The following is a 21969-nucleotide window of genomic DNA, read 5'->3' as shown; positions in this document are numbered from 1 at the left end:
TACAGAGGGTCGCCGGACTGGAACGCGTTCTAGAAGGGCGGGTTCCGGACCCCTGTGACGACCTCGGCGCGGCCGCTGGTGCGGACGGTCGTGCCGAGGTTCCGAGGTTCTTCCGAGAACAGGAGCCCCATGCCCATCGACGCAGCCAAGGCCCTCGCGGCCGAGCCCCGTTCCGCCGAGATCGCCTGGACCCGCAAGGACGTCCTGCTCTACCACCTCGGCATCGGCGCCGGTATCCCCGCGACCGACCCCGACGAGCTGCGCTACACCCTGGAGTCCCGGCTGCATGTCCTGCCGAGCTTCGCCACCGTCGCGGGCGCCGGCTCACCGGAGGTCATCGGCGGCCTGAACGCTCCGGGTGTGGACGTCGACCTCGCCAAGGTCCTGCACGGCGGCCAGCGCGTCGCCCTGCACCGGCCCATCCCCGTCGAGGGCCGGGCGACCGCGACCTCCCGGATCGCTGCGGTCCACGACAAGGGCAAGGCCGCCGTGCTCGTCATGCGCACCGACGTCGTCGGCACCGACGGCCCCCTGTGGACGAACGAGGCCCAGATCTTCGTCCGCGGCGAGGGCGGCTGGGGAGGCGAGCGCGGCCCGTCCGTCCGCCGGGAACCACCGTCCACCGCCCCCGACAAGGAGGTCGAACGCGTCGTACGCGAGGACCAGGCGCTGCTCTACCGCCTCTCCGGCGACTGGAACCCGCTGCACGCCGACCCGGAGTTCGCCGCCCGCGCCGGATTCGACCGGCCGATCCTGCACGGGCTGTGCACCTACGGGATCACCCTCAAGGCCGTCGTGGACACGGTGCTCGGCGGGGAGGTCGCCCGGGTCCGCTCGTACGACACCCGCTTCGCGGGAGTCGTCTTCCCGGGGGAGACCCTCCGCATCCGGATGTGGCGGCCGGACGACCGCGCGGTGCGGGTGGCGGTCAGCGCCGCCGACCGGGACGACGCGCCAGTACTGGCGGACACCCTCGTCGAGCACGAATGAGCAGCTCAGCACAGCCGTAGGCAGGTACTCCTGAGGGGAGCCGCACCATGCGCGCAGCCGTACTGCACGAGATCGGCCAGGACAAGCTGGAGGTGCTCGACGACGTCGAGGCCGCGGGCTTCGGGCCGGGCAAGGTGAAGATCCGGGTGCGGGCCACGGGGCTGTGCCACTCGGACCTGTCCGCGATGGCCGGGGTGCTGCCGCAGCCGGGCCCGTTCGTCCCCGGACACGAGGGCGCCGGCGAGATCGTCGAGGTCGGGGAGGGCGTGAGCGGCCTGAAGCCCGGCGACCGGGTCGTCGTCTGCTGGCTGCCGGCCTGCGGCAGCTGTCCCGCCTGCAAGCGAGGCCAGACCCAGCTGTGCCTCGCCGGGTTCCTCAACGCCGGCACCCCCAACTTCAAGCGGCCCTCCGGTGACGTCTTCGGCTTCGCGGGCACCGGCACGTTCGCCGAGGAGGTCGTCGTCGACGCCGGGTGCGCCGTGCCCATGCCCGACGACGTGCCGTTCGACGTCGCCGCCCTCATCGGCTGCGGTGTCACCACCGGGCTGGGCGCGGCCCTCAACACCGCCGACGTGGAGGCCGGTGCGTCGGTCGCCGTCATCGGCTGCGGCGGTGTCGGCATCTCGGCGATCCAGGGCGCCCGGCTCAAGGGCGCCGCCGAGATCGTCGCCGTCGACCCGGTGGCCGCACGCCGCGAGGCCGCCCTGAGGTTCGGCGCCACCAAGGCGGTCTCCCCGGAGGAACTGGCCGACGCCAAGCAGTCCGTCACCGGCGGCGAGGGCTTCGACTACGTCTTCGAGGTCGTCGGCCGCTCGGCCACCGCCCGCACCGCGTACGAGAACACCCGGCGCGGCGGCACCCTCGTCGTCGTCGGCGCGGGCGCCATGGACGACTTCCTCCAGCTCAGCATGTTCGAGCTGTTCTTCGACGAGAAGCGCATCCTGCCGTCCATGTACGGCGGCGGCGACGTCCTGCGCTCCTACGAGCGGGCCATCGCCCTGTGGCGGGCCGGCCGTATCGACCTGGAGGGCCTCATCACCCACCGGGTGCCGCTCGCCGACATCAACGAGGCACTGGACCAGATGCGCACGGGGGCCGCGCTGCGGACCTGCATAGAGATCTGACGCCACAGGGCGCTCCGGGCAGCTCGGGCAGCACGGGTGGCGCCCGGGTGGCCCACGTGGCTCGGGGGACCCTGCCGCCGTGCCGGTGCCGCCGAGCCCGACGGACTCCGACGACTTCGAGGATGCCCATGTCATTGCCACTGGAGGGACTGTCGGCGATCGTCACCGGCGCGGGACGGGGTCTCGGCCGGGCCGAGGCGCTGGAGCTGGCCCGGCTCGGCGCGGCCGTCGTCGTCAACGACTACGGGCAGCCGGGCCGGGACGGCAGCGGCGGCGCGTCCACCGGACCCGCCGAGGAGGTCGCGGCGGAGATACGGGCCGCGGGCGGCCGCGCCCTCGTCCACACCGGTGACGTCTCCGACCACCACCAGGCGCGCGAACTCGTCGAGTCGGCGATCGGCGCGTTCGGGAAGCTGGACATCCTGGTCAACAACGCGGGCATCCTGCGCGACCGGATGGTCTTCTCGATGTCCGAGGACGAGTGGGACTCGGTGATCCGGGTCCATCTCAAGGGCCACTTCAACACCATCCGCTTCGCGTCCGCGCACTGGCGGCAGAGGTCGAAGACGGCCGGTGCGCCGGTGTACGGGCGGATCGTGAACACCTCGTCGGAGGCGTTCCTCGCCGGCTCGGCCGGACAGCCCAACTACGCGGCCGCCAAGGGCGGGATCGTCGGCCTGACCACGTCCTCGGCACAGGCGCTCGCCCGGTACGGCGTCACGGCGAACGTGATCTGTCCCCGGGCGAGGACCCGGATGACGGAGGACGTGTTCGCCGGCCTCGCCCGCCCCGAGCAGGGCCCCGACCCGCTCGCCCCGGAACATGTCGCCCCGCTCGTAGGCTACTTGGCCTCACCCGCCGCCGGACACATCAACGGACAGCTCCTCGTCGTCCACGGCGGCATGGTCGCGATCGTCGAACGGCCGCGGGTGCAGGCGCAGTTCGACACCAAGCAGGACGCGTTCACCTACGACGAACTGGACGGCCTCCTCACCCCGTACTACGCCGACCGCCCCCAGGGGGAGACCTTCGCGGCGACGGAGGTCTTGGCGCTCCGAAAGCGCGACGGCACCGACTGACCGACCTCGCGCATCGCCCGCCCCGCACAGCGGCCTCGCATCGCCCCGCCCCACGCAACAGCCCCGCCCCCTCGGGTGACGGGGCGGGGCCGGGTGTGGCGGTGGTGTGCGGTCCAACGTCGGATTGACGTTTCTTCAGATCGAAGGTCCGCCGTATCAGGCGGCCGTCGTGGTCTCCGCCTGCTCGACCGGCTTGCGGTGACGCCCGCGAGGCGTCGTCTCGGCGTCGTGGGCCGAGATCTGGCCCCGGTGCCTGCCATGGCCTTCCGCCTCGTGGGGGTCGGCAGTGGGCGGCTGAGTGGTGTGCGCGTCGCTCATGGAAAGTGTTCCCCGTCGGCATGATCTTCTTACAGGCGGGTGAGTTTAACGGCCCTTGGCACACGATCCGAAGGCGCCCAAGGGCGTGTCGGCCTCCCTCGTGACGCGTTGGCCGAAACTCGCACAGGCCCGGCACGAGCACCTCACCCGACGGTCACCTCCTCGTTCACCCGCCCGTCCAGCGGCGCCTGTTGCAACGGCACCGGCCGTGCCGCGACGGCGAGCCCGCCCGCCACCGCACCCTCGGGCTCGGGCTCGGGCGGGAGTTCCACGGTGCCCGCCGCCCCCATCGGCGCCACCGCCCCCTCGGATTCACTCGGCGCTTCTGGCTCCCCCAGCGCGTCCACCCCGGATGCGCTGGGCACGTCCACCTCATCCGGTACGCCCGGCGGCGCTCCCTCGCACGTCGGCACCACCCCCGGCGCACCCTCATGCGCCGGCCCCCCGTGCGGCGGTTCGCAGACGTCCGGCTCGTCCCCCCAAGGCACCCCGACCCGTGCCACCCCGCACCGCACCGTCCGCGTGGCGTACGGAAGTTGCAGCACTCCGTCCCTGGTCCACAGTCCGGCCCCCGTCAACCATCCCTCGGGGGCGGGCAGATGGTGGACCTGCCGGGAGGCCGGGCGCCACAGGCCGACCCAGCTGCCCCGTGCGCCGTCCACGCGGAGCGCGACCGCGCAGCTCTCCGGGGTCAGGATCTGGCCCGGCTGGATGGCGAAGGGGGTCATGCGGTGGTCGTCGGGGACCCGCAGGCACTCGGGGAAGCGGACCGGCAGTGTGCTGCCCAGTACGCCCCAGCCGAGCCGGTCGTGGCCGGGCGAGGGCGCGTCCGAACTGATCAGCAGCAGCCCGCTGTCCGGGTCTGCCAGCAGCAGCCGGTCGTCACTGTCGTCCGCGATCTGGAGGAGGGGTGAGACCTCGCCGCCCCGCAGGTCCACCACGACCGTCTTGGTCCGGCCGTCGGATTCCCGGTCCAGGGCGAGCAGTCGGCCCGCCCTGTCCAGCCAGACCCCGCCCGAGCACCGCCCCGGTACCTCCGCCACCCGCTCCGGCCCGAACGCCCCGCCCGCCACCAGCCACACCGCCGTGGAGCTCCGGCCCACGGCGAGGGCGTAGGCCCACTCCCCGCACGGGCTGGGCGGCAGCAGCCGCAACTCGGTCGTGGGGTCACCGCACTCTACGGCGCCGAGGAGAAGCTCGCCGGTGCCCGGTCCGGTCGGGTAGAGGAGCGAGAACAGATGCCGTTCGGCCGCCAGCCGGTGGATGAGGACACGGCCGTCGGTCAGAGGGAGGACCTCGGTGCCGGGTTCCTCGGGCTGGTTGGCGGGCAGCGGTACGGCGTACGGCTCGGGGCCGTCGAGGGTCCAGCGCTCGGGGAACCACGAGTCGTCGCCGGCGAGGGCGAGGCGCGCCCCGTAGCTCCCGTCCGCGGTGATCACGCAGCCGGGCGGTGACGCGGACCGTTTCTGCTTCCCGTCGCCGGGGGCGCCTTCCTCGCTGTCGTCGTGCCCCTGTCCCGCCTCGTTCCCGTGGCCCGTCGTGGGGGATGGGGATGCACAGGCCGTCATCGTTCGATCACCTCCGGCCATGAAGGTAGTTTTCGCGCGCACAGAGGTGGGACAACCGGGCTTCCCCTTCACACATAAGGGTGCTCGTCCCGCGATTCACCTGAGGGAACGGCGAGATTTGTGCTGCCGGACGGGTCGAGGGGCGCGGACGGGAGGCGCGGGGAGAGGGTGGCGGGCGGCGCGAGGGCGGTGGCCGGGGTCGGTCCGGGCGGGAGTCGCCGTAGGCCGCCGAGAGGTCCGGAAGGAGGGCGAGGAGCCGGAAGGGCGGACGGGTGGGGACCGCGAGGAACGGACGCGCGAGGGTCGAAGAGACGGGCGGGAGCAGTGGGGCGCGGTGGACCGAGGGCGGGGCGGCTGGTCAAGTGACCCGTGGCCGGTCGGGGACGGCAGTGGTGCAGGTAGCCTTTGTGCGTGCCCCGTCTGTCTGAAGTCATCGCCGAGCTCGACGCCCTCTGGCCGCCCGACAGGGCCGAGGGGTGGGACGCGGTCGGCACGGTCTGCGGCGACCCCGACCAGGAGGTCACCCGGGTCCTCTTCGCGGTCGACCCCGTGCGGGAGATCGTCGAGGAGGCGGTGAAGCTGGGGGCGGACCTGCTGGTCACCCACCATCCGCTGTATCTGCGCGGGACGACGACGGTGGCGGCCTCCACGTTCAAGGGCCACGTCGTACACACCCTCATCAAGAACGACATCGCGCTGCACGTCGCCCACACCAACGCGGACACCGCCGACCCCGGGGTCAGCGACGCCCTTGCCGGGGCGCTGGACCTGCGGGTCGTACGGCCTCTCGTGCCGGACCCCTCCGACCCCGCCGGGCGGCGCGGTCTCGGCCGGGTCTGCGAGCTGGACCACCCGCTGACCGTACGGGAGCTGGCCACGCGGGCCGCCGAGCGGCTGCCCGCCACCGCGCAGGGCATCCGCGTCGCCGGTGACCCGGAGGCGCTGGTGCGCACGGTCGCCGTCAGCGGCGGCTCCGGCGACAGCCTCTTCGACGACGTCCGTGCGGCCGGTGTCGACGCGTTCCTCACCGCGGACCTGCGCCACCACCCCGCCTCCGAGGCGGTAGCCCGCACGACGGAGGCCGCCGCCACCCCCCTCGCGCTGCTCGACGCGGCACACTGGGCCACCGAATGGCCCTGGTGCGAGCTGGCCGCCGCCCAGCTCGACCAGATCTCCGACCGGAAGGGATGGGACCTGCGCGTCCACGTCTCGAAGACGGTCACCGACCCCTGGACCGCCCACGCGGCGTCCACCACCGCCACCGAGAACCTGGGAGCCCCCAACTGAACGCCGCGCCCGCCGACCAGATCCGACTCCTCGACGTCCAGGCCCTCGACGTACGCCTCCAGCAGCTCGCGCACAAGCGGAGGTCGCTGCCCGAGCACGTCGAGATCGAGTCGCTGACGAAGGACCTCACCCAGCTGCGCGACCTCCTCGTCGCCGCGCAGACCGAGGAGAGCGACACCGCCCGCGAGCAGACCAAGGCCGAGCAGGACGTGGACCAGGTGCGCCAGCGCGCCACCCGCGACCAGCAGCGCCTGGACTCGGGCGCGGTCAGCTCCCCGAAGGACCTGGAGAACCTCCAGCGCGAGATCGCCTCCCTCGCCAAGCGGCAGGGCGACCTGGAGGACATCGTCCTGGAGGTCATGGAGCGCCGGGAGTCCGCGCAGGAGCGGGTCGCGGAGCTGACCGAGCGGGTCGGCGCCGTCCAGGGCAAGATCGACGACGCGACCGCCCGCCGGGACGCGGCCTTCGAGGAGCTCGACGGCGAGGCCGCCTCGGTGACCAAGGAGCGCGAGGTCATCGCCGCGTCCGTCCCCGCCGACCTCCTCAAGCTCTACGACAAGCTCCGGGAGCAGCAGGGCGGCATCGGCGCGGCCAAGCTGTACCAGCGCACCTGCCAGGGGTGCCGCCAGGAACTGGCGATCACCGAGCTGAGCGAGATCCGCAAGGCCGCGCCCGACACGGTCGTCCGCTGCGAGAACTGCCGCCGCATCCTGGTGCGCACCTCGGAGTCGGGGCTGTAGCCGGGGCTGGGAGCGGTCGCAGTCGACTGACCAAGAGGTTGATGTGGTGCGGGAGTTCATCGTCGAGGCCGACGGGGGGTCCCGGGGCAACCCGGGGCCCGCGGGCTACGGTTCGGTCGTCCTCGACGGGGCGACGGGGGAGCCGCTGGTGGAGGCCGCCGAGTACATCGGGGTCGCCACGAACAACGTCGCCGAGTACCGGGGGCTCATCGCGGGCCTGAAGGCGGCGTACGCGCTGGACCCGGCGGCCACCGTCCGCGTCCGTATGGACTCCAAGCTCGTCGTCGAGCAGATGTCGGGCCGCTGGAAGATCAAGCACCCCGACATGAAGCCGCTGGCCGCCGAGGCGCTGCGGGTCTTCCCGCCCGGCCAGGTCACCTACGAGTGGATCCCGCGCGACCAGAACAAGCACGCCGACCGACTCGCCAACGAGGCGATGGACGCGGGCAAGCGGGGCGAGCAGTGGTCGCCGTCCAGGTCCACGGCGGACCTCGACACCCGTGCGACCCGGCAGGGGGCGGGGGCGGCCTCGTCCGCCGCCGTCCCCGAGCCGTCGGGTCCGCCCGGGGACGCCGCCGCGGGCGCGGCGAGGGCCAGGGCCGCGCTGGCGGGGGCGCGGGGAGGGGCCGGGACCGGGAACGGGGGCGGCGCGGCGAGGAGTACGGCCGCCGCCGGGCTCGACGCCGCTGAGTCCGACTCCGATGAGTCCGACGCCGCCGTGCCGGACGTCGCCGTGCCCGACGCCGATGAGCGGGGCGCCGATGAGCCGGGCGCCGTCGCGGCCCGTGAGTCCGACGTCGGCGAGGCCCGCCCCGCCGAGCCCGATGCTGTCCTTAGGGCATCCGCCGCCGGGGAGACCGCCGCCGAGAGGCGCGAGGCCGGTACCCCTGGCGTGCGGAGGACCGCGGCGAGCGCCGACATCCGCGCCGCGAAGAACGTGGCCTCCGCCGCCCCCGATCTCGGCACCCCCGCGACCTTCGTGCTGCTCCGGCACGGGGAGACGCCCCTGACGCCCCAGAAGCGGTTCTCGGGGAGCGGCGGTTCCGACCCGTCTCTCTCTGACGTCGGCCGCTACCAGGCGGAACGGGTCGCCGCCGCGCTGGCCGCCAGGGGGACCATCCAGGAGGTCGTGTCGTCGCCGCTCGCCCGCTGCCGGGAGACGGCGGAGATCGTCGCGGCCCGCCTCGGGCTGGGCGTGACCCTCGACGACGGGCTGCGGGAGACGGACTTCGGCGCGTGGGAGGGGCTCACCTTCGGCGAGGTGCGGGAGCGGTACCCCGACGACATGAACGCCTGGCTCGCCTCAGCGGACGCGGAGCCCACCGGCGGCGGGGAGAGTTTCGAGGCCGTCGCCCGCCGGGTCGCAGCGACCCGCGACCGGCTGACCGAGGCGCACCGGGGCCGTACGGTCCTGCTCGTCAGCCATGTCACGCCGATCAAGACCCTGGTCCGCCTGGCCCTCGGCGCACCCCCCGAGTCCCTGTTCCGCATGGAACTGTCGGCGGCCTCCCTGACGGCCCTGGCGTACTACGCCGACGGCAACGCCACCCTCCGCCTGCTCAACGACACGTCACATCTGCGCTGAGCGGCGACGGCCGTACGCTCACCGCAGGGCCGCCGCGCCGCGCGCCAGCGCCTCGACGCGCCCCCAGTCCCGGGCGGCGATCGCGTCGGCCGGGAGCATCCAGGTCCCGCCGACACAGCCGACGTTGGGGAGGGAGAGGTACTCGGGCGCGTTGTCCGGCCCGATCCCCCCGGTCGGGCAGAACCGGGCCCGCGGCAACGGCCCCGCGAGCGACTTCAGATAGGCCGTACCGCCCGCCGCCTGCGCCGGGAAGAACTTCATCTCCCGTACGCCGCGCTCCAGCAGCGCCACGACCTCCGACGCGGTCGACACCCCCGGCAGGAACGGCACCCCGGACGCCTGCATCGCCGTCAGCAGGGCGTCCGTCCAGCCGGGACTCACCAGGAACCGCGCCCCGGCCCGCACCGCCGCCGTCACCTGTTCCGGCGTGAGGACCGTGCCCGCCCCGACCACCGCGTCCGGCACGGCCCCGGCGATCGCCCGGATCGCGTCGAGCCCGGCGGGGGTCCGCAACGTCACCTCGATCGCCGGCAGCCCCCCGGCGACCAACGCCCGCGCGAGCGGCACGGCGTCGGAGGCGTCCTCGATGACGACGACCGGGACGACGGGGGCGAGGTCGAGCACGGAGGACGTCGAGACGGGGCCGACGGGCGACGGAGAGGCCATGGGCTCATGCTGCCCGGCCCCTGCAGCATGCGCAAAGGCCGTTGCGCATGCTGCAATGCGCCCCCGTGTCTATGGGCCGCGTCCCGTCAGTGCACCTCGGTCACCAGCACGTCCAGCGTCCACGCCTTTCCCGCCCCGGCCGGAGGCTCCACCTCCACCACGTACCCGAGGTCCCGCAGCGCCTCCACCAGCTGCGCGGGGCCCTTGGGTGCGGCGCCGGCCGACAGCAGGCTGCGGACGATGCGCCCCTTGGTCGCCTTGTTGAAGTGGCTGACCACCTTCCGGGTCGGCGCGTGCAGCACCCGTACCGTCGCCGTGCGCCCGGCGATCTCGCCCTTCGGCTTCCACGCGGCGGCGTACGCCGAGGACCGCAGATCGAGGACGAGCCCGTCGCCGGCCGCCTCGGGAAGGGCCGACGCCATCGGCGTACGCCAGTGCGTGCCGAGCGCGCCCACGCCGGGCAGCTTCACGCCCATCGAGCAGCGGTACGAGGGGATGCGGTCCGTGACGCGGACGGCGCCCCACAGCCCGGAGAAGACCAGCAGCGAACGCGCCGCCCGCTTCTTCGCGGCGGTGTCGAGGGAGGCCAGGTCGAGGGCGTCGTAGAGCACGCCGGTGTAGATCTGGCCGGCCGGGCGGGCCCCCGCCGTCCGCAGCTCCGCGTTCTTGGCGATCTCGCCGCGCAGCCCCTCGCTCAGACCGAGTACCTCGCGGGCCTTGTCCTCGTCGCCCGCGCACAACTCGACCAGGTCACCGAGCACGGCCTCCCGCGCCTCGGTGAGCGCCGGGAGGGAAAGGGACTCCAGCTTCAGCGGGGCGCCGCCCGCTGAGGGGGCCTTTCCTTCGGACGGGGGCAGCAGGACGAGCACGGGCACTCCTTCGGATAGGGCTCCGCGACAGCGTACGGGGTGCGAACCGGGCACCCGACGACCCGGTCGGCCCGCCCGCACCGGCCACCCGGCGACCCGGTCGGTCGGCCCGCAGGAGGCTCCCGTCGGTACGCCGACCACTCGTGTGGGGCCGGGCGACCTGGTTGGCCCGCAGGAGGCTCCCGTCGGCACCGACTACCCGTGTCGGGCCAGACGGCCTGGTCGGCCCGCACAACGCTCCCGTCGGCATGCCGACCACCCGTGTCGGGCCGGGCGACCCGGTCGGCCGCACCAGGCACCCGTCGGTACGGCGACCACCCGTGCCGGGCCGGGCGACCCGGTCGGCCGCACCAGGCACCCGTCGGTACGGCGACCACCCGTGCCGGGCCGGGCGACCCGGTCGGCCCGCACAACGCTCCCGTCGGCATGCCGTCCCGTTCGCCCCGGCCTAGGCTCGACGCATGCCCCGCCGCCGGCTCCGCGTCCTGGGCGCCCCCGAGGCCCCCCTGCGAGCGGCCCTGCGCGCGCTTCGCGGTGAACTCGGGGTGCCCGACGTCTTCCCTCTCCAGGTCCTCGTCGAGGCGGAGCACGCCGCGAAGTCGCCCCGGCTTCCGTCGTACGACGCCACGGACATCCCCCTCTTCACCATCGATCCGCCCACCTCCACCGACCTCGACCAGGCGATGCACCTGTCCCGCCGCCCGGGCGCGGCCGGCGGCCGGTGCTACCGGGTCCGGTACGCCATCGCCGACGTCGCCGCGTTCGTCACCCCCGGCACCGCGCTCGACGCGGAGGCCCACCGCCGGGTGACGACCCTGTACTTCCCCGACGGCAAGGTCCCCCTCCACCCCGCCTGCCTCTCCGAGGGCGCCGCCAGTCTCCTCCCGGACCACACCCGCCCGGCGGTGCTGTGGACGCTGGACCTCGACGCGGACGGCCGTACCGAGAGCGTCGACGTGCGCCGCGCCCTCGTCCGCAGCCGCGCCAAGCTCGACTACGCGTCCGTGCAGAAGGAGATCGACGCGGGCACCGCCGAGGAACCCCTCGCCCTCCTCAAGGAGATCGGACACCTCCGGGAGCGCCTCGAAGTGGAACGCGGCGGCATCTCCCTCCACGTCCCCGAACAGGAGATCGTCGAACGGGACGACCTCGGCGGCCATGACGGCCACGAAGCCCCGGGGGCGCACGCACTCGAACTCGCCTACCGGGTGCCCCTCCCCGCCGACGCCTGGAACGCCCAGATCTCCCTGCTCACCGGCATGGCCGCCGCGGAGCTGATGCTCGGCGGCGGCACCGGGATCCTGCGCACGCTGCCCGCCGCGCCGGACGGCGCCGTCGGCCGACTCCGCCGGACCGCGACGGCGCTGCACATCGACTGGCCGCACCACGTCTCGTACGCGAGCCTGGTCCGCGCCCTCGACCCGCACGACCCCCGCCACGCCGCGTTCCTCCAGGAGTGCACGACCCTGCTGCGTGGCGCCCGCTACACGGTCTTCCGTGACGGCGCCCTCCCCGACATCACCACGCACTCCGTAGTCGCCGCGCCCTACGCCCACTGCACCGCCCCGCTCCGCCGCCTCGTCGACCGCTACACCGCGGAACTCTGCCTCGCCGCGGCCGCCGGGACCCCGGCCCCCGAGTGGGTCCTGGCCGCCCTCGACACCCTCCCGGACGAGATGGCCGGCGGCAGCCGCCTGGCGGGCCGCGTGGAGCGCGAGTGCGTGGACCTCGTGGAGGCCGCGTTGCTCAGGGACAGGGTCGGCGAGGTCTTCGACGGCTGCGTGGTGGACGTGGAGGAGGAGCGGACCGGGAAGGGCGGACCGGCCAGGGGGATCGTCCAGTTGGAGTCCCCGGCGGTCATCGGCCGCGTCGACGGCCGGGACGGCGAGCCGCTCCCGCTGGGGGAACGGCTGCGCGTACGGCTCACACAGGCGGAGCCGGGAGTGGCGAAGGTCCGCTTCGTACCGGCGTGAAGTCCCCCTGGGCCCCGCGGAGTCGGTCGATCTCGCCCACGAGCCGATCGGCGTCGTCCGCGTGGAACCGTACGAGCCGGACCCCCTTGCGTCGGCCGATTTAGAAGGGGAGGGCGAGGACCGCGAGGCCTGGTGACGGACCTGGGTCACCGCTCACCGCGGCCGCCGGGGAAGGGAATCGAGCCACTCGCGCGTTGCACCCTCCGGGACGACCGTCGAAGGGGGCACGGGACGTGGACGGCACCGAACAGCAGACACAGCAGGTACGGCCGACGCAGCAGATAAAGCAGGCCCAGCTAGACCAGCAGGCTCAGCAGGCTCAGCAAGCACGGCGGCGGCCGCAGCAGGCACCACAAACCCGGTGGACACGGGCGACCCTCGGTGGTCCCGACCGCCCCCTCGACCTGCTGACCGCCCGCTTCGACCGCCACCGCTACGCCCCGCACACCCACGAGGAGTTCAGCGTGGGCATCTGCGTGCTCGGCGCCTCGTGCATCGACTACCGGGGCGGCGCCCTCACCGTGGGGGAGGGCTCGATCGTCGTACTGGCCCCCGGGGAGGTCCACACCGGCGAGTCGGCGTACGGCACCTACGCCTACCGTGCCCTCTACCCGGCCCCCACCCTCCTCACCGACGGCATCCTCGGCGGCACCCCGCACTTCCGGGAGCCCCTCCTGCACGACCCCGAACTCGCCGCGGCCCTGCGCACCGCCCACACCGAGCTGAGCACCTGCCCCGACCCGCTGGAGGCGGAGTCCCGCGTCCCCTGGCTGCTCACGGCCCTGGCCCGCCGCCACTCCACGGCCCGCCCCACCTCCGACACGGTCCCCGGCGCCGGCACCATCGCCCTCGCCGTACGCGACCGCCTGGCCGACGAACTCCAGGCCCCGCCCTCCCTCGCCGACCTGGCCGCCGACCTGGGCCTCTCCCGCTACCAGCTGCTGCGCGCCTTCCGTACGACGATGGGCATGCCCCCGTACGCCTGGCTGGCCCAGTACCGGGTGAGCCGGGCCCGCGCCCTCCTGGAACTCGGCGGTCGCCCGGCGGAGGTCGCCGGCCAGGTGGGCTTCGCCGACCAGGCCCACATGACCCGCTGGTTCGGACGGGTCCTGGGGGTGACCCCGGCGGCGTACCGGGCGGGCGTACGGCAGTAAGCCGGAAGGGGCGGCCCGGTTCAGTCCGAAGGGGCAGCCTGCCGCCCTCCCCCTGCAACAACGTTCAAGACCCGGGCCCCCACCGGCCGGACACTCATCCCATGACTGCACGCGGCTGGTTCCTCTTCTCTCTGATGGGAGTCCTTTGGGGCATCCCCTACCTGATGATCAAAGTGGCGGTGGACGGCGTGTCCCCGTCGATGGTGGTGTTCGTCCGCTGCGCCCTGGGCGCGGCACTCCTGCTCCCCTTCGCGATCCGCCAGGGCGGACTGGCCGCGACCGTACGAACCCACTGGCGCCCCATGCTGGCCTTCGCGGTGATCGAGGTGATCGGCCCCTGGTGGACCCTGACCGACGCGGAACGCCACCTCTCCAGCTCCACGGCCGGCCTGCTGATCGCGGGCGTACCGATCGTGGCCGTGCTCCTGACGCGTTTCTTCGGCGACACGGAACACCTGGGCGCGCGGCGGCTGACGGGACTGATCCTCGGCCTGGCCGGAGTGGGGGTCCTCACGGTCCCGCACCTGACCGGGGGCGACGCCCGCTCGCTGGCGGAGGTGGCGGTCACGGTGATCGGCTACGCGACGGCACCGCTGATCATGGCCCGCCACCTGAAGCAGGTCCCGACGCTGCAGCTGATCGCCCCGGTGCTGCTCCTGTCGGCGATCGTCTACGCCCCGGCGGCGGCCCTGACCTGGCCGACGACCATGCCCTCACCCTCGGTCCTGGCCTCCCTGGCGGGCCTGGGAGTGATCTGCACGGCGCTCGCGTTCGTCGTCTTCCTGGAACTGATCCGCGAGGTCGGCCCGACGAGGGCGACGGTCTTCACGTACGTCAACCCGGCGGTGGCGGTGGCGGCGGGCGCGCTGTTCCTGGACGAGCGCCTGACGGGGACGGTGCTGGCGGCGTTCGCCCTGATCCTGGCGGGCTCGTTCCTGGCGACGGCGTCGTCGGGGCCGGGTCGGAAGCGGACGGATCGGGTGCCGTCGCAGCCGACGCAGCAGACGTCGGCGGGACCGGAGCGCCCCAGCCGCCGGGTAGCATGGTCGACACGGCAGACGAGCCGGGCGGACGGCCGCGTGGAGTCCCCCTAGGGGGCTTCCCGAGGAACGTCCGGGCTCCACAGGGCAGGGTGGTGGCTAACGGCCACCCGGGGTGACCCGCGGGACAGTGCCACAGAAAACAGACCGCCGGGGACCTCGGTCCTCGGTAAGGGTGAAACGGTGGTGTAAGAGACCACCAGTGCCCAGGGTGACCTGGGCAGCTAGGTAAACCCCACCCGGAGCAAGGTCAAGAGGGAGTCCCACCAGGGATTGGGAAGGGCTCCTGCGCGGACGTTCGAGGGCTGCCCGCCCGAGTCCGCGGGTAGACCGCACGAGGCCGGTGGCAACACCGGCCCTAGATGGATGGCCGTCGCCCGGGGCTCCGCGAGGAACCCCGGGAACAGAACCCGGCGTACAGCCCGACTCGTCTGCCACCACCTGCGGCTTGGACGGAGGGCTGCGCGGCCGCGACGAAGCCGTCCGCGACTTCCTCGGAACACGCCAGGTGAGCTGACGGGTGCAAACGCCGTGCAAGGGACCCCATGAGACGCCCGCGTTTGGACGGAGGACCGTCGAGCCCGCACTCCCTCCCCTGTGACCACTGGGAAAACCGTTCCGTAGTCAACGCTTCACGCATTGATGAACTGACCGTAGAATTCCGCACCCAGGGGGATCAGCGGGACTTGTGCGGCCACCAGGACAGTCCGGACGTCTGTGGCCGCGCTTCGTGTTGATGGCAGCGGGGACTGCCGTCGATGCCGGTGCTCCGTCGGCCCAGAAGCGACAACATCAGGGACCAGCGTGACGAACTCGGGTGACTTCGGGGGCAGCCAGGATCTCGATCGCCTCAAGGCGATGCTCGAGAGTTGGCGCACCTCTCTGGTGGACCTGAGCGGCCGCAACCGGCTGCTCAATTTTCGCCACACCAAGTCGGCGACACTTGAGATCTCGACTCCGTCCGCGCAGCAGCTCATCGAAGGCCTGGGACGCGGCTGGGACTTCGCGCCTCTCCCGGAAGAGGAACCGGAGGACGATGAGCGCCCCTCATCCGGCGATGTGGTCCTCACGAAGAAGGGCGACCGCCCCGACGGAATCATCACCCAGAAGACCACCGGCCCCTCCCTCCAGCGCTCGCTGAACAGCCTTCGCGCCAAAGCGACGCAGGTCTTCAACGACTACGGTCTGTGGACCCTCAACCTTGGCGTCGGCATGCTCCGGTGGCGGGACGACGGGGCAGAGACCGGCAGCGACGCGCCCCTGATCCTGATGCCGGTGGTCATCGAGCGAGCGCGCAACGGCAAGATCCGCCTGCGGGCGAGCGATGACGAAGAACCACGCCTCAACCCGGCCCTGAGGGTGAAGCTGGAGCAATTCAGGATCGACTGGACGCCGGTCGGTGAACAGGACCCCACTGACCTGCAGGCGGTGCTCTCCGCCGCGGCTCGCGCCGTAGCGGGCAAGACGGGATGGCAGATCTCTGACCGCGTGGTACTCGCACTCTTCGCCTCCCACAAGGAGTCGATGTACCAGGACCTGCTGGACAACGAAGGCCGCGTCCTCGGCAGTGACCTCGTACGGGCGATGGCTCTGGGCCCCGGATCCGGTCTCGCATCCGACCGCTTCGACTTCGAGGAAATCGAGCTCGACCGGATAGACGAGCTCAGCCCGCCCGAGGACAGCCCGCTGGTGCTCGATGCCGACGCCTCACAGCGCCAGGCCGTGGCCGCGGCTGTTGCCGGGAAATCGTTCGTCCTGGATGGCCCACCTGGTACCGGCAAGAGCCAGACGATCACAAACATGATTGCTGGTCTGATGCACGCGGGCCGCAGCGTCCTGTTCGTCAGTGAGAAGGCGGCGGCCCTCGACGTCGTTCGTGACCGGCTCAAGTCCGTCGGACTCGACTCGTATGCGCTTGCCCTCCACAGCCACAACACCAGCCGCAAAGCAGTGGCCCAAGAGCTTGGACGGGCGCTAGCCGAGGAACCGCGAGCACCGCAACTGTCACAGCAGACCCTGGCCCAGGCCAGGGAACTGCGCCTCGCGCTCAGTGCATATGCCGACGCGATGAACGAAGTCCGAGAACCGCTGGGACGGACCCTGCATGACGTGATCGGTCGGGTCGGCCGACTGTCCGAGGCACCAGTCGCCTACCTGAGCCGTGGCGACGACCCCCGCACCACGGAAAAGGCGACGTTTCACGTCGAGATGCTCAGCGGCGAGGATCTGCGCCTGATCGTCGAGGCGACGAAAGCCATCTCCGAAGCCTGGGAGGCTGTCGCCGACCCATCGTTCCCCTGGCGTGACCTGCGGGCCGGTCTGTCGCATCCCCGCCCCGTGCTGGAGCAGGCCCAGGCGGCGCGCGATGCGCTCGCGACGGCGGCCGGACGGTACCGGGATCTCGCCCCCGACGGAGTACCCCTCACAGATCAGTGCGGAATCGATCGTCTGATCCTGCTCCTACGACTGCTCGACGTGCGGAGTCCAGTCCCGGAAGCGTGGCTGACCACCGATGCCTTCGCCGATGAGGTGGATGACCAGGTCGACGCTTTTCTGACGGAACTTCGCCAGGCGCAACGTACGAGAGCAGTCGTCCGAGCGGCGGTGGGCGAACGGTGGCAGGAGCTGTCCACCAGGCTGACGGCTGAACTGGGCGACGCCGAGAGGGCGCTGCCCACGATGGCGCCGAGAGGCCTCGACCTCACCGCACTCACTGAGGAGCGAGCACGACAGCTCGCCCGGGAGTTCGATGCGACCGCTGATGTGCTGGAGCGGGCTCTGCAGGGCCTTACCCGAATCAGCCAGCTTTCCGGGCTCGCACACCCCAGTACCCCCGAGGAAGCACGTCACCTGTGTGACGTGATCGCCGTGGCCGGTACCGAACACCGTCCTCTCGAGCAGTGGTTGGATCCTGATGGCCCAGCGCGTGCGGAAGAGGCGGTTGTCCGGGGCGTTGCCGACGCGTTGAGCGACTTCTTCGCTCGACGCGACCAGGTACTCTCCGCACACGCCCTCGCGACGGACCACGCGGGCCCGGGGTGGGCCGAACTGCGTCCGGAACTGAGCGCGGAACGACCGCCCAATGAGCAGGCGCTCGCCGCACTGGATCCGCCGGGAGCCGACATCGCGTCGCTGACCGGCCGCGAGGCCGCGGGGCTCGCCGAGCGGTTCGGCACACTGGCCGACACCCTGGAGAGGGCCGCCGAGCACGCCGACTTGGTGGCCGAGCGCCTCGGGTGCGATCGGCCGAAGGCGACGTCCCAAGCAGAGGACCTGGCGACACTCGCGGAGTTGGCCACAGCCCCGGACCGCGCGCTCGAAGGATGGCTGGACCCTCGGGCACTCACTGGCGTCCGGGCAGCCATCGCGGAGATCTCCGCGGCTGCCGACGACCTGGCTGCCGCGGAGGAGGCGGCGCGCGACACCTTCCTGCCCGAAGTCGTCTCGACACCCGAACTGCCCGCAGCGGTTCACCGGCTCCTGGAGGGCCGCCAGGGACTCGCCGGCATGCTGTCCAGCGGCATCCGGGCCGACCGGAAGCTCGTGGCCCGGCTGACGCACGGTGGATCGTGGCGCGGCGAGCTGCACGACAAGCTGCCTCTCGCCGACGCCTGGTGCTCCGCGTACCGGAAGCTGAGGTCGCTGGCCACGACCCATGCCGAGCTGATCGGCCGCTACCGGGGCACGGCGTTGCCCGACGTACCGGCACTGCGCAAGGCTCTCGCGCACGCCGAAGCGATCCACACCCTTGCACCGGAAACACTTGCCGACCCCTACCGCCGGAGTCTGCTGGCCACTCATCTGGCCGACGGCCGGGAACCCCAGCCCGCACTCGTCGAGCAGGGCAAGGTGCTGCGCAGCTATCTCGACGCGTGGCGAAGGGAGTTGAGCAGTCCGTCGCTGGCACCGCATGCGGCCGACCTCACGAAGCAGCCGCTCGGTGACGACGCTCGCTGGCTGCGCGCTCATCTCGCCCCGCTGCTACAGGCCGAGGCGTTGTTGACCACCGTGGCGTCGGTCGGTCGCCGGGACCACGGCCCCGGTTCCGCGCACACGCTTGCCTCCGCGCGTACGGCGGTCGCAGCTGCGCACGCGGCACAGAAGGAGACCGCCGCGTTCGACGCTCAGGCCGTAACCGACCTCAGCCTTCTCGGCCCCTGGTACCGGGGTCTCGACACACAGCCCGACGACCTGCACGAGGCCGCGCCCAACGGTGTGACCGGCTATGAGGCCATGGGGCGGCTTCTGCGACGAGGCCTCGCCCTGACACGACAGCAACCGGGCCCATACGCCACGGAGCCGCAGCGCGAGTTTCTGGGCCGGTACGGCCCGGAAGGGGGCCTCCACACCGAGGCACTGCAGAGCGCTCTGGACTCCGCCCAGTTGATCGCCCGCCTCGCATCCGACACGCTCACGGACCCAGCGCGCCGGACGAGCCTCCTCGAGGTCCTGGCCGACGGCCGGCCCCAACCGCGCGACCTCCTCACACAGACCGAACAGATCCGCCGCGACCTGGACCTCTGGCAGGAGTACACGGGTCAGCCCCATGTCGCGACGGTCGGCACAGCGCTGGCCGCCCGCCCCCTCGATCGAGCGGTGAGCTGGCTTCGCGCGCACGTGGAGCCCTTCGAGGACGCGGCCGACCTCATCCGCTCAGCCGCCCGGGTCATGGACGAGGCGCCAGGTCTCACCCTGTCCCGGGCCAGGGAGGCGGTGGCCGCCGTCGTCTCCGCTCGCGCCGCCGAGTCTTCCTTCGCGGAGAACGACGCCACGTACCGAAGCCTTCTCGGCTCCCTCTACCAGGGCACCGAGACGGATCGCGAGGCGATCCTGGATGCCCTGGACTGGGCCCAGAAGGTCCGTCGTACCGCACACGGCGGCCACTCCGCGCCCCTGCCACGGGCGGCGGCCAGGCTGATGCTGACCGCGTCTGCCGACCCGTCCGTCGCTGACCGTGCCGGTGACTGGCGCAGACAGCGCGAGGCACTCGCCGGGTACTTCGAACCCGGACGCGCTGAGGAGCTGCGACGTGAGCTCGCCGAGTCCCTCAGCACGGCCCAGTCCCTCCTGTCGCGCCTCGACCGCGACCCCTTCGGTCCGGAAGCGTGGACCAGTTGCGCCGACGCACTGACCCTGCTGCGCGGCTACCACCTTGAGGGGCTGCCCGATCAGCTCGCACGCCGCGAGGTCTCCGCGGAGGACTTCCCCGCCGCCATGGAACGCGCGGTGCTCACCGCGTGGGTCGAGCACCAGCTGACCACCGACCAGAGGCTGAAGCCGATGCGGGCCGTGGAACGCGACCAGTTGGTGGAGCGCTTCCGGAAGGCGGACCAGGACCTGGTGGCGGCGGCACACGCCGAGGTCATCGCCGCGTGCAACGCCCGCCGGCCTCGCCGGACATCGGTGGGCCAAGCCGCCGTGATCCGCCGCGAGGCCGAGAAACAACGCCGCCACATGCCTGTACGGCACCTGCTGCAGCAGACCCGCGACGTCGTACGGCTGGTCAAGCCCTGCTTCATGATGAGCCCGCTGACGGTCAGCCAGTTCCTCCCCCCCGACTTCCAGTTCGATGTAGTGGTCTTCGACGAGGCGTCCCAAGTGCTGCCCCAGGACGCGGTGAACTCCGTCTACCGGGGCAAGGCCCTCATCGTGGCGGGTGACCAGAAGCAGCTGCCGCCGACGTCGTTCTTCGCCGCGGCCGGTGACAGCGACGACGGCGACGAGTGGGACGAGGACGCCACCGACGGCTTCGAATCCATCCTCGACATGTGCAAGGCCAGCGGAGTCCTGCGCGGGCTTCCCCTGCGCTGGCACTACCGCAGCCGGCACGAGAACCTGATCGCTTTCAGCAACCACGACTTCTACGACAACTCCATGGTCACGTTCCCGGGTGCGCTGGAACAGGGACCGGACATCGGAGTGGAGTTCATCAAGGCGGACGGCGTCTACGACCGCGGCGGGAGCAGTGACAACCCGCTCGAGGCCGCCAAGGTGGCCCAGCGCGTCATCCACCACTTCGACACCCGACCCGAGCACACCCTCGGAGTGGTCGCGCTGTCGAAGTCCCAGGCGGAGGCGATCGAGGAGGCGGTGCAGAAGGCGAGGGCCGCCCGCCCGGATCTGGACCACCACTTCACGGAAGGCCGACTCGACGGCTTCTTCATCAAGAACCTCGAAACCGTCCAGGGCGACGAACGCGACGTCATCATCCTCTCCATCGGCTACGGCCCCGACCACCGCGGCAAGCTGCTGTCGACGTTCGGCCCCATCAACCGGGAGGGCGGCTGGCGACGCCTCAACGTGGCCGTGACCCGGGCCCGGCGCCGCATGGAAGTCATCGCCTCCTTCCACGGAGGCGATCTGCCGGACAGCGCCAACAAGAGCGTGCAGCATCTCAAGCGATACCTGCAGTACGCCCAGCACGGTCCTGCGATCCTCCAGACCGAGGCGCCCGACCCGGAAGCGGCTCCCGAGAGCCCCTTCGAAGAAGAGGTCATCGACGTCCTGCGCGGCTGGGGGTACGAGGTCCAGCCGCAGGTCGGGGTCGCCGGTTTCCGTATCGACATGGCGGTACGGCACCCCGGCGCGTCCGGCACGTACGCGCTGGGTATCGAGTGCGACGGCGCCATGTACCACTCCTCCCGGGCGGCTCGGGACCGTGACCGGCTCAGGGAAGCGGTCCTGCGCGACCTGGGTTGGAGGCTGCACCGCATCTGGGGTACGGACTGGTATCGGAACCGGCGGGATGCGATGGCGCGGCTGCGGGCCGCGGTGGAGGGGGCGTGCGCCGAGGATCCGCATGCGGTGCGCGTGGCGCCTCCCGCGAGGGCGGACGGCAGCGCCGGCGACCGGGGCAGCGGTGACAGTACGGCGGTGGCCGTGGACGGTCCGCTGAGCGCGGTGGGCGGAGAAGCCGTGGAAGTAGCTGATGGTCCGGCGGCCCCCCGAGTGGAGTTCGTGACTGTCGACGCCGGTCCTGCACCTTGGAGCCGTCCGTACCAGGAGGTCGACCCTGACCTGTTGGCAGAGGTACGTGACAGGTCGAGCAACCAGCGGGGTATGTGGGGAGTTGAATTGCAGGACCCCGGTGCCCTCGACGTGGTGGCGGACGTGGCGCTGTGCGTGGTCGAGGTGGAAGGGCCGGTGGAGAAGGAAGTGATCTACACCCGCGTCCGTCTCGCGTGGGGCCTCGGGCGAGCCGGCCAGGTGGTCCGTGACCGCATCGACCGGGCTCTTCGCCGTCTGCTCAAGCAGGGCAAGATCGTCCACGTCGGTACGGCCTACGACAGGCCAGGACACGAGACGGAGTTCGCCCGCACGCCCACGGAGCGGTGCGCTCGACGAGTGGCGGAGGTTCCTGCGGCGGAGCGGCAACTCGTGCTCCGGAACGTGGTCGACGAAGGACCGGGGGTGCACCGCGAGGACCTGCTGCGGGAGACCGCTCGCTTCTTCGGCTGGGCGCGGCTCGGGGCCGATATCCGGGATGCGCTGACGGGTGACATCGACGCGCTGATCGCCGCGGGTCACATGGTCGAGTCGGACGGCGGCCTGATGCCCGCGCAGGGTTCTTGATTGT

The 21969-nt window shown here is 72.1% G+C and carries 13 protein-coding genes, 1 other RNA gene and 1 pseudogene; 11 read left to right on the top strand and 4 right to left on the bottom strand.

The window, feature by feature from the left end; genetic code table 11:
* The first annotated feature begins 129 nt into the window (after nt 1-129).
* The 3 genes from ACZ4Z3_RS07065 to ACZ4Z3_RS07055 all read left to right on the top strand — a co-directional run bounded on the left by ACZ4Z3_RS07065 (nt 130) and on the right by ACZ4Z3_RS07055 (nt 3193).
* Nucleotides 130-990, top strand: a complete 861-nt coding sequence (locus tag ACZ4Z3_RS07065) for a MaoC/PaaZ C-terminal domain-containing protein (protein ID WP_468500039.1) — start codon at nt 130-132, stop codon at nt 988-990.
* Between the two features lie 47 nt (nt 991-1037).
* Complete coding sequence (locus tag ACZ4Z3_RS07060; RefSeq protein WP_468500038.1) at nt 1038-2114, top strand: Zn-dependent alcohol dehydrogenase; 1077 nt, start codon at nt 1038-1040, stop codon at nt 2112-2114.
* 128 nt (nt 2115-2242) lie between these two features.
* Nucleotides 2243-3193: a 3-oxoacyl-ACP reductase gene (locus ACZ4Z3_RS07055; protein WP_468500037.1), complete on the top strand. Its 951-nt coding sequence runs from the start codon at nt 2243-2245 to the stop codon at nt 3191-3193.
* Nucleotides 3194-3349: 156 nt separating this feature from the next.
* Here ACZ4Z3_RS07055 and ACZ4Z3_RS07050 read toward each other — a convergent pair whose 3' ends face one another.
* Both ACZ4Z3_RS07050 and ACZ4Z3_RS07045 read right to left on the bottom strand, forming a co-directional pair.
* Nucleotides 3350-3511, bottom strand: a complete 162-nt coding sequence (locus ACZ4Z3_RS07050; protein ID WP_181362161.1) for a hypothetical protein — start codon at nt 3509-3511, stop codon at nt 3350-3352.
* Nucleotides 3512-3654: 143 nt separating this feature from the next.
* Entirely contained in the window at nt 3655-5079 is a 1425-nt protein-coding gene (locus ACZ4Z3_RS07045; RefSeq protein ID WP_468500036.1) for a hypothetical protein, read from the bottom strand.
* A 411-nt stretch (nt 5080-5490) separates the two neighbouring features.
* Between ACZ4Z3_RS07045 and ACZ4Z3_RS07040 the strand changes: the two genes are divergently transcribed.
* From ACZ4Z3_RS07040 to ACZ4Z3_RS07030, 3 genes are read left to right on the top strand one after another with little or no spacing between them, the layout of a single operon-like run.
* Nucleotides 5491-6366, top strand: a complete 876-nt coding sequence (locus ACZ4Z3_RS07040; protein ID WP_468500035.1) for a Nif3-like dinuclear metal center hexameric protein — start codon at nt 5491-5493, stop codon at nt 6364-6366.
* Entirely contained in the window at nt 6363-7106 is a 744-nt protein-coding gene (locus ACZ4Z3_RS07035) for a zinc ribbon domain-containing protein (protein ID WP_468500221.1), read from the top strand. The genes ACZ4Z3_RS07040 and ACZ4Z3_RS07035 overlap by 4 nt, the downstream gene beginning before the upstream one ends.
* 46 nt (nt 7107-7152) lie before the next feature.
* A complete protein-coding gene (locus tag ACZ4Z3_RS07030; protein ID WP_468500034.1) occupies nt 7153-8691 on the top strand; it encodes a bifunctional RNase H/acid phosphatase in 1539 nt (512 codons plus the stop codon).
* A gap of 18 nt (nt 8692-8709) precedes the next feature.
* On the opposite strand, the gene ACZ4Z3_RS07025 is transcribed toward ACZ4Z3_RS07030, so the two are convergent.
* Nucleotides 8710-9357, bottom strand: a complete 648-nt coding sequence (locus ACZ4Z3_RS07025; RefSeq protein ID WP_468500033.1) for a bifunctional 4-hydroxy-2-oxoglutarate aldolase/2-dehydro-3-deoxy-phosphogluconate aldolase — start codon at nt 9355-9357, stop codon at nt 8710-8712.
* An 86-nt stretch (nt 9358-9443) separates the two neighbouring features.
* The gene (gene yaaA / locus ACZ4Z3_RS07020) at nt 9444-10226 is read right to left on the bottom strand and encodes a peroxide stress protein YaaA (RefSeq protein ID WP_468500032.1); all 783 of its coding nucleotides are present in this window, start codon (nt 10224-10226) and stop codon (nt 9444-9446) included.
* A 461-nt stretch (nt 10227-10687) separates the two neighbouring features.
* Between yaaA and ACZ4Z3_RS07015 the strand changes: the two genes are divergently transcribed.
* The 5 genes and pseudogenes from ACZ4Z3_RS07015 to ACZ4Z3_RS06995 all read left to right on the top strand — a co-directional run bounded on the left by ACZ4Z3_RS07015 (nt 10688) and on the right by ACZ4Z3_RS06995 (nt 21965).
* Nucleotides 10688-12199 (top strand): RNB domain-containing ribonuclease, encoded by a 1512-nt coding sequence (locus tag ACZ4Z3_RS07015; RefSeq protein ID WP_468500031.1) that lies wholly within the window; start codon nt 10688-10690, stop codon nt 12197-12199.
* 233 nt (nt 12200-12432) lie between these two features.
* On the top strand, nt 12433-13353 hold the full coding sequence (locus ACZ4Z3_RS07010; protein ID WP_468500030.1) for a helix-turn-helix domain-containing protein: 921 nt from the start codon (nt 12433-12435) through the stop codon (nt 13351-13353).
* 101 nt (nt 13354-13454) lie between these two features.
* Nucleotides 13455-14234, top strand: a pseudogene (locus ACZ4Z3_RS07005) (DMT family transporter); the annotation flags it as partial.
* A gap of 178 nt (nt 14235-14412) precedes the next feature.
* An RNA gene (rnpB, locus tag ACZ4Z3_RS07000) (RNase P RNA component class A) lies at nt 14413-14827 on the top strand.
* Nucleotides 14828-15197: 370 nt separating this feature from the next.
* Nucleotides 15198-21965 (top strand): DUF3320 domain-containing protein, encoded by a 6768-nt coding sequence (locus tag ACZ4Z3_RS06995; protein ID WP_468500029.1) that lies wholly within the window; start codon nt 15198-15200, stop codon nt 21963-21965.
* Nucleotides 21966-21969 lie beyond the last annotated feature (4 nt).

The organism is Streptomyces sp. NPDC030296, from assembly GCF_055572815.1.
Note: the sequence above shows the minus strand (reverse complement) of the source record. Positions and strands in the feature narration are given on the sequence as shown.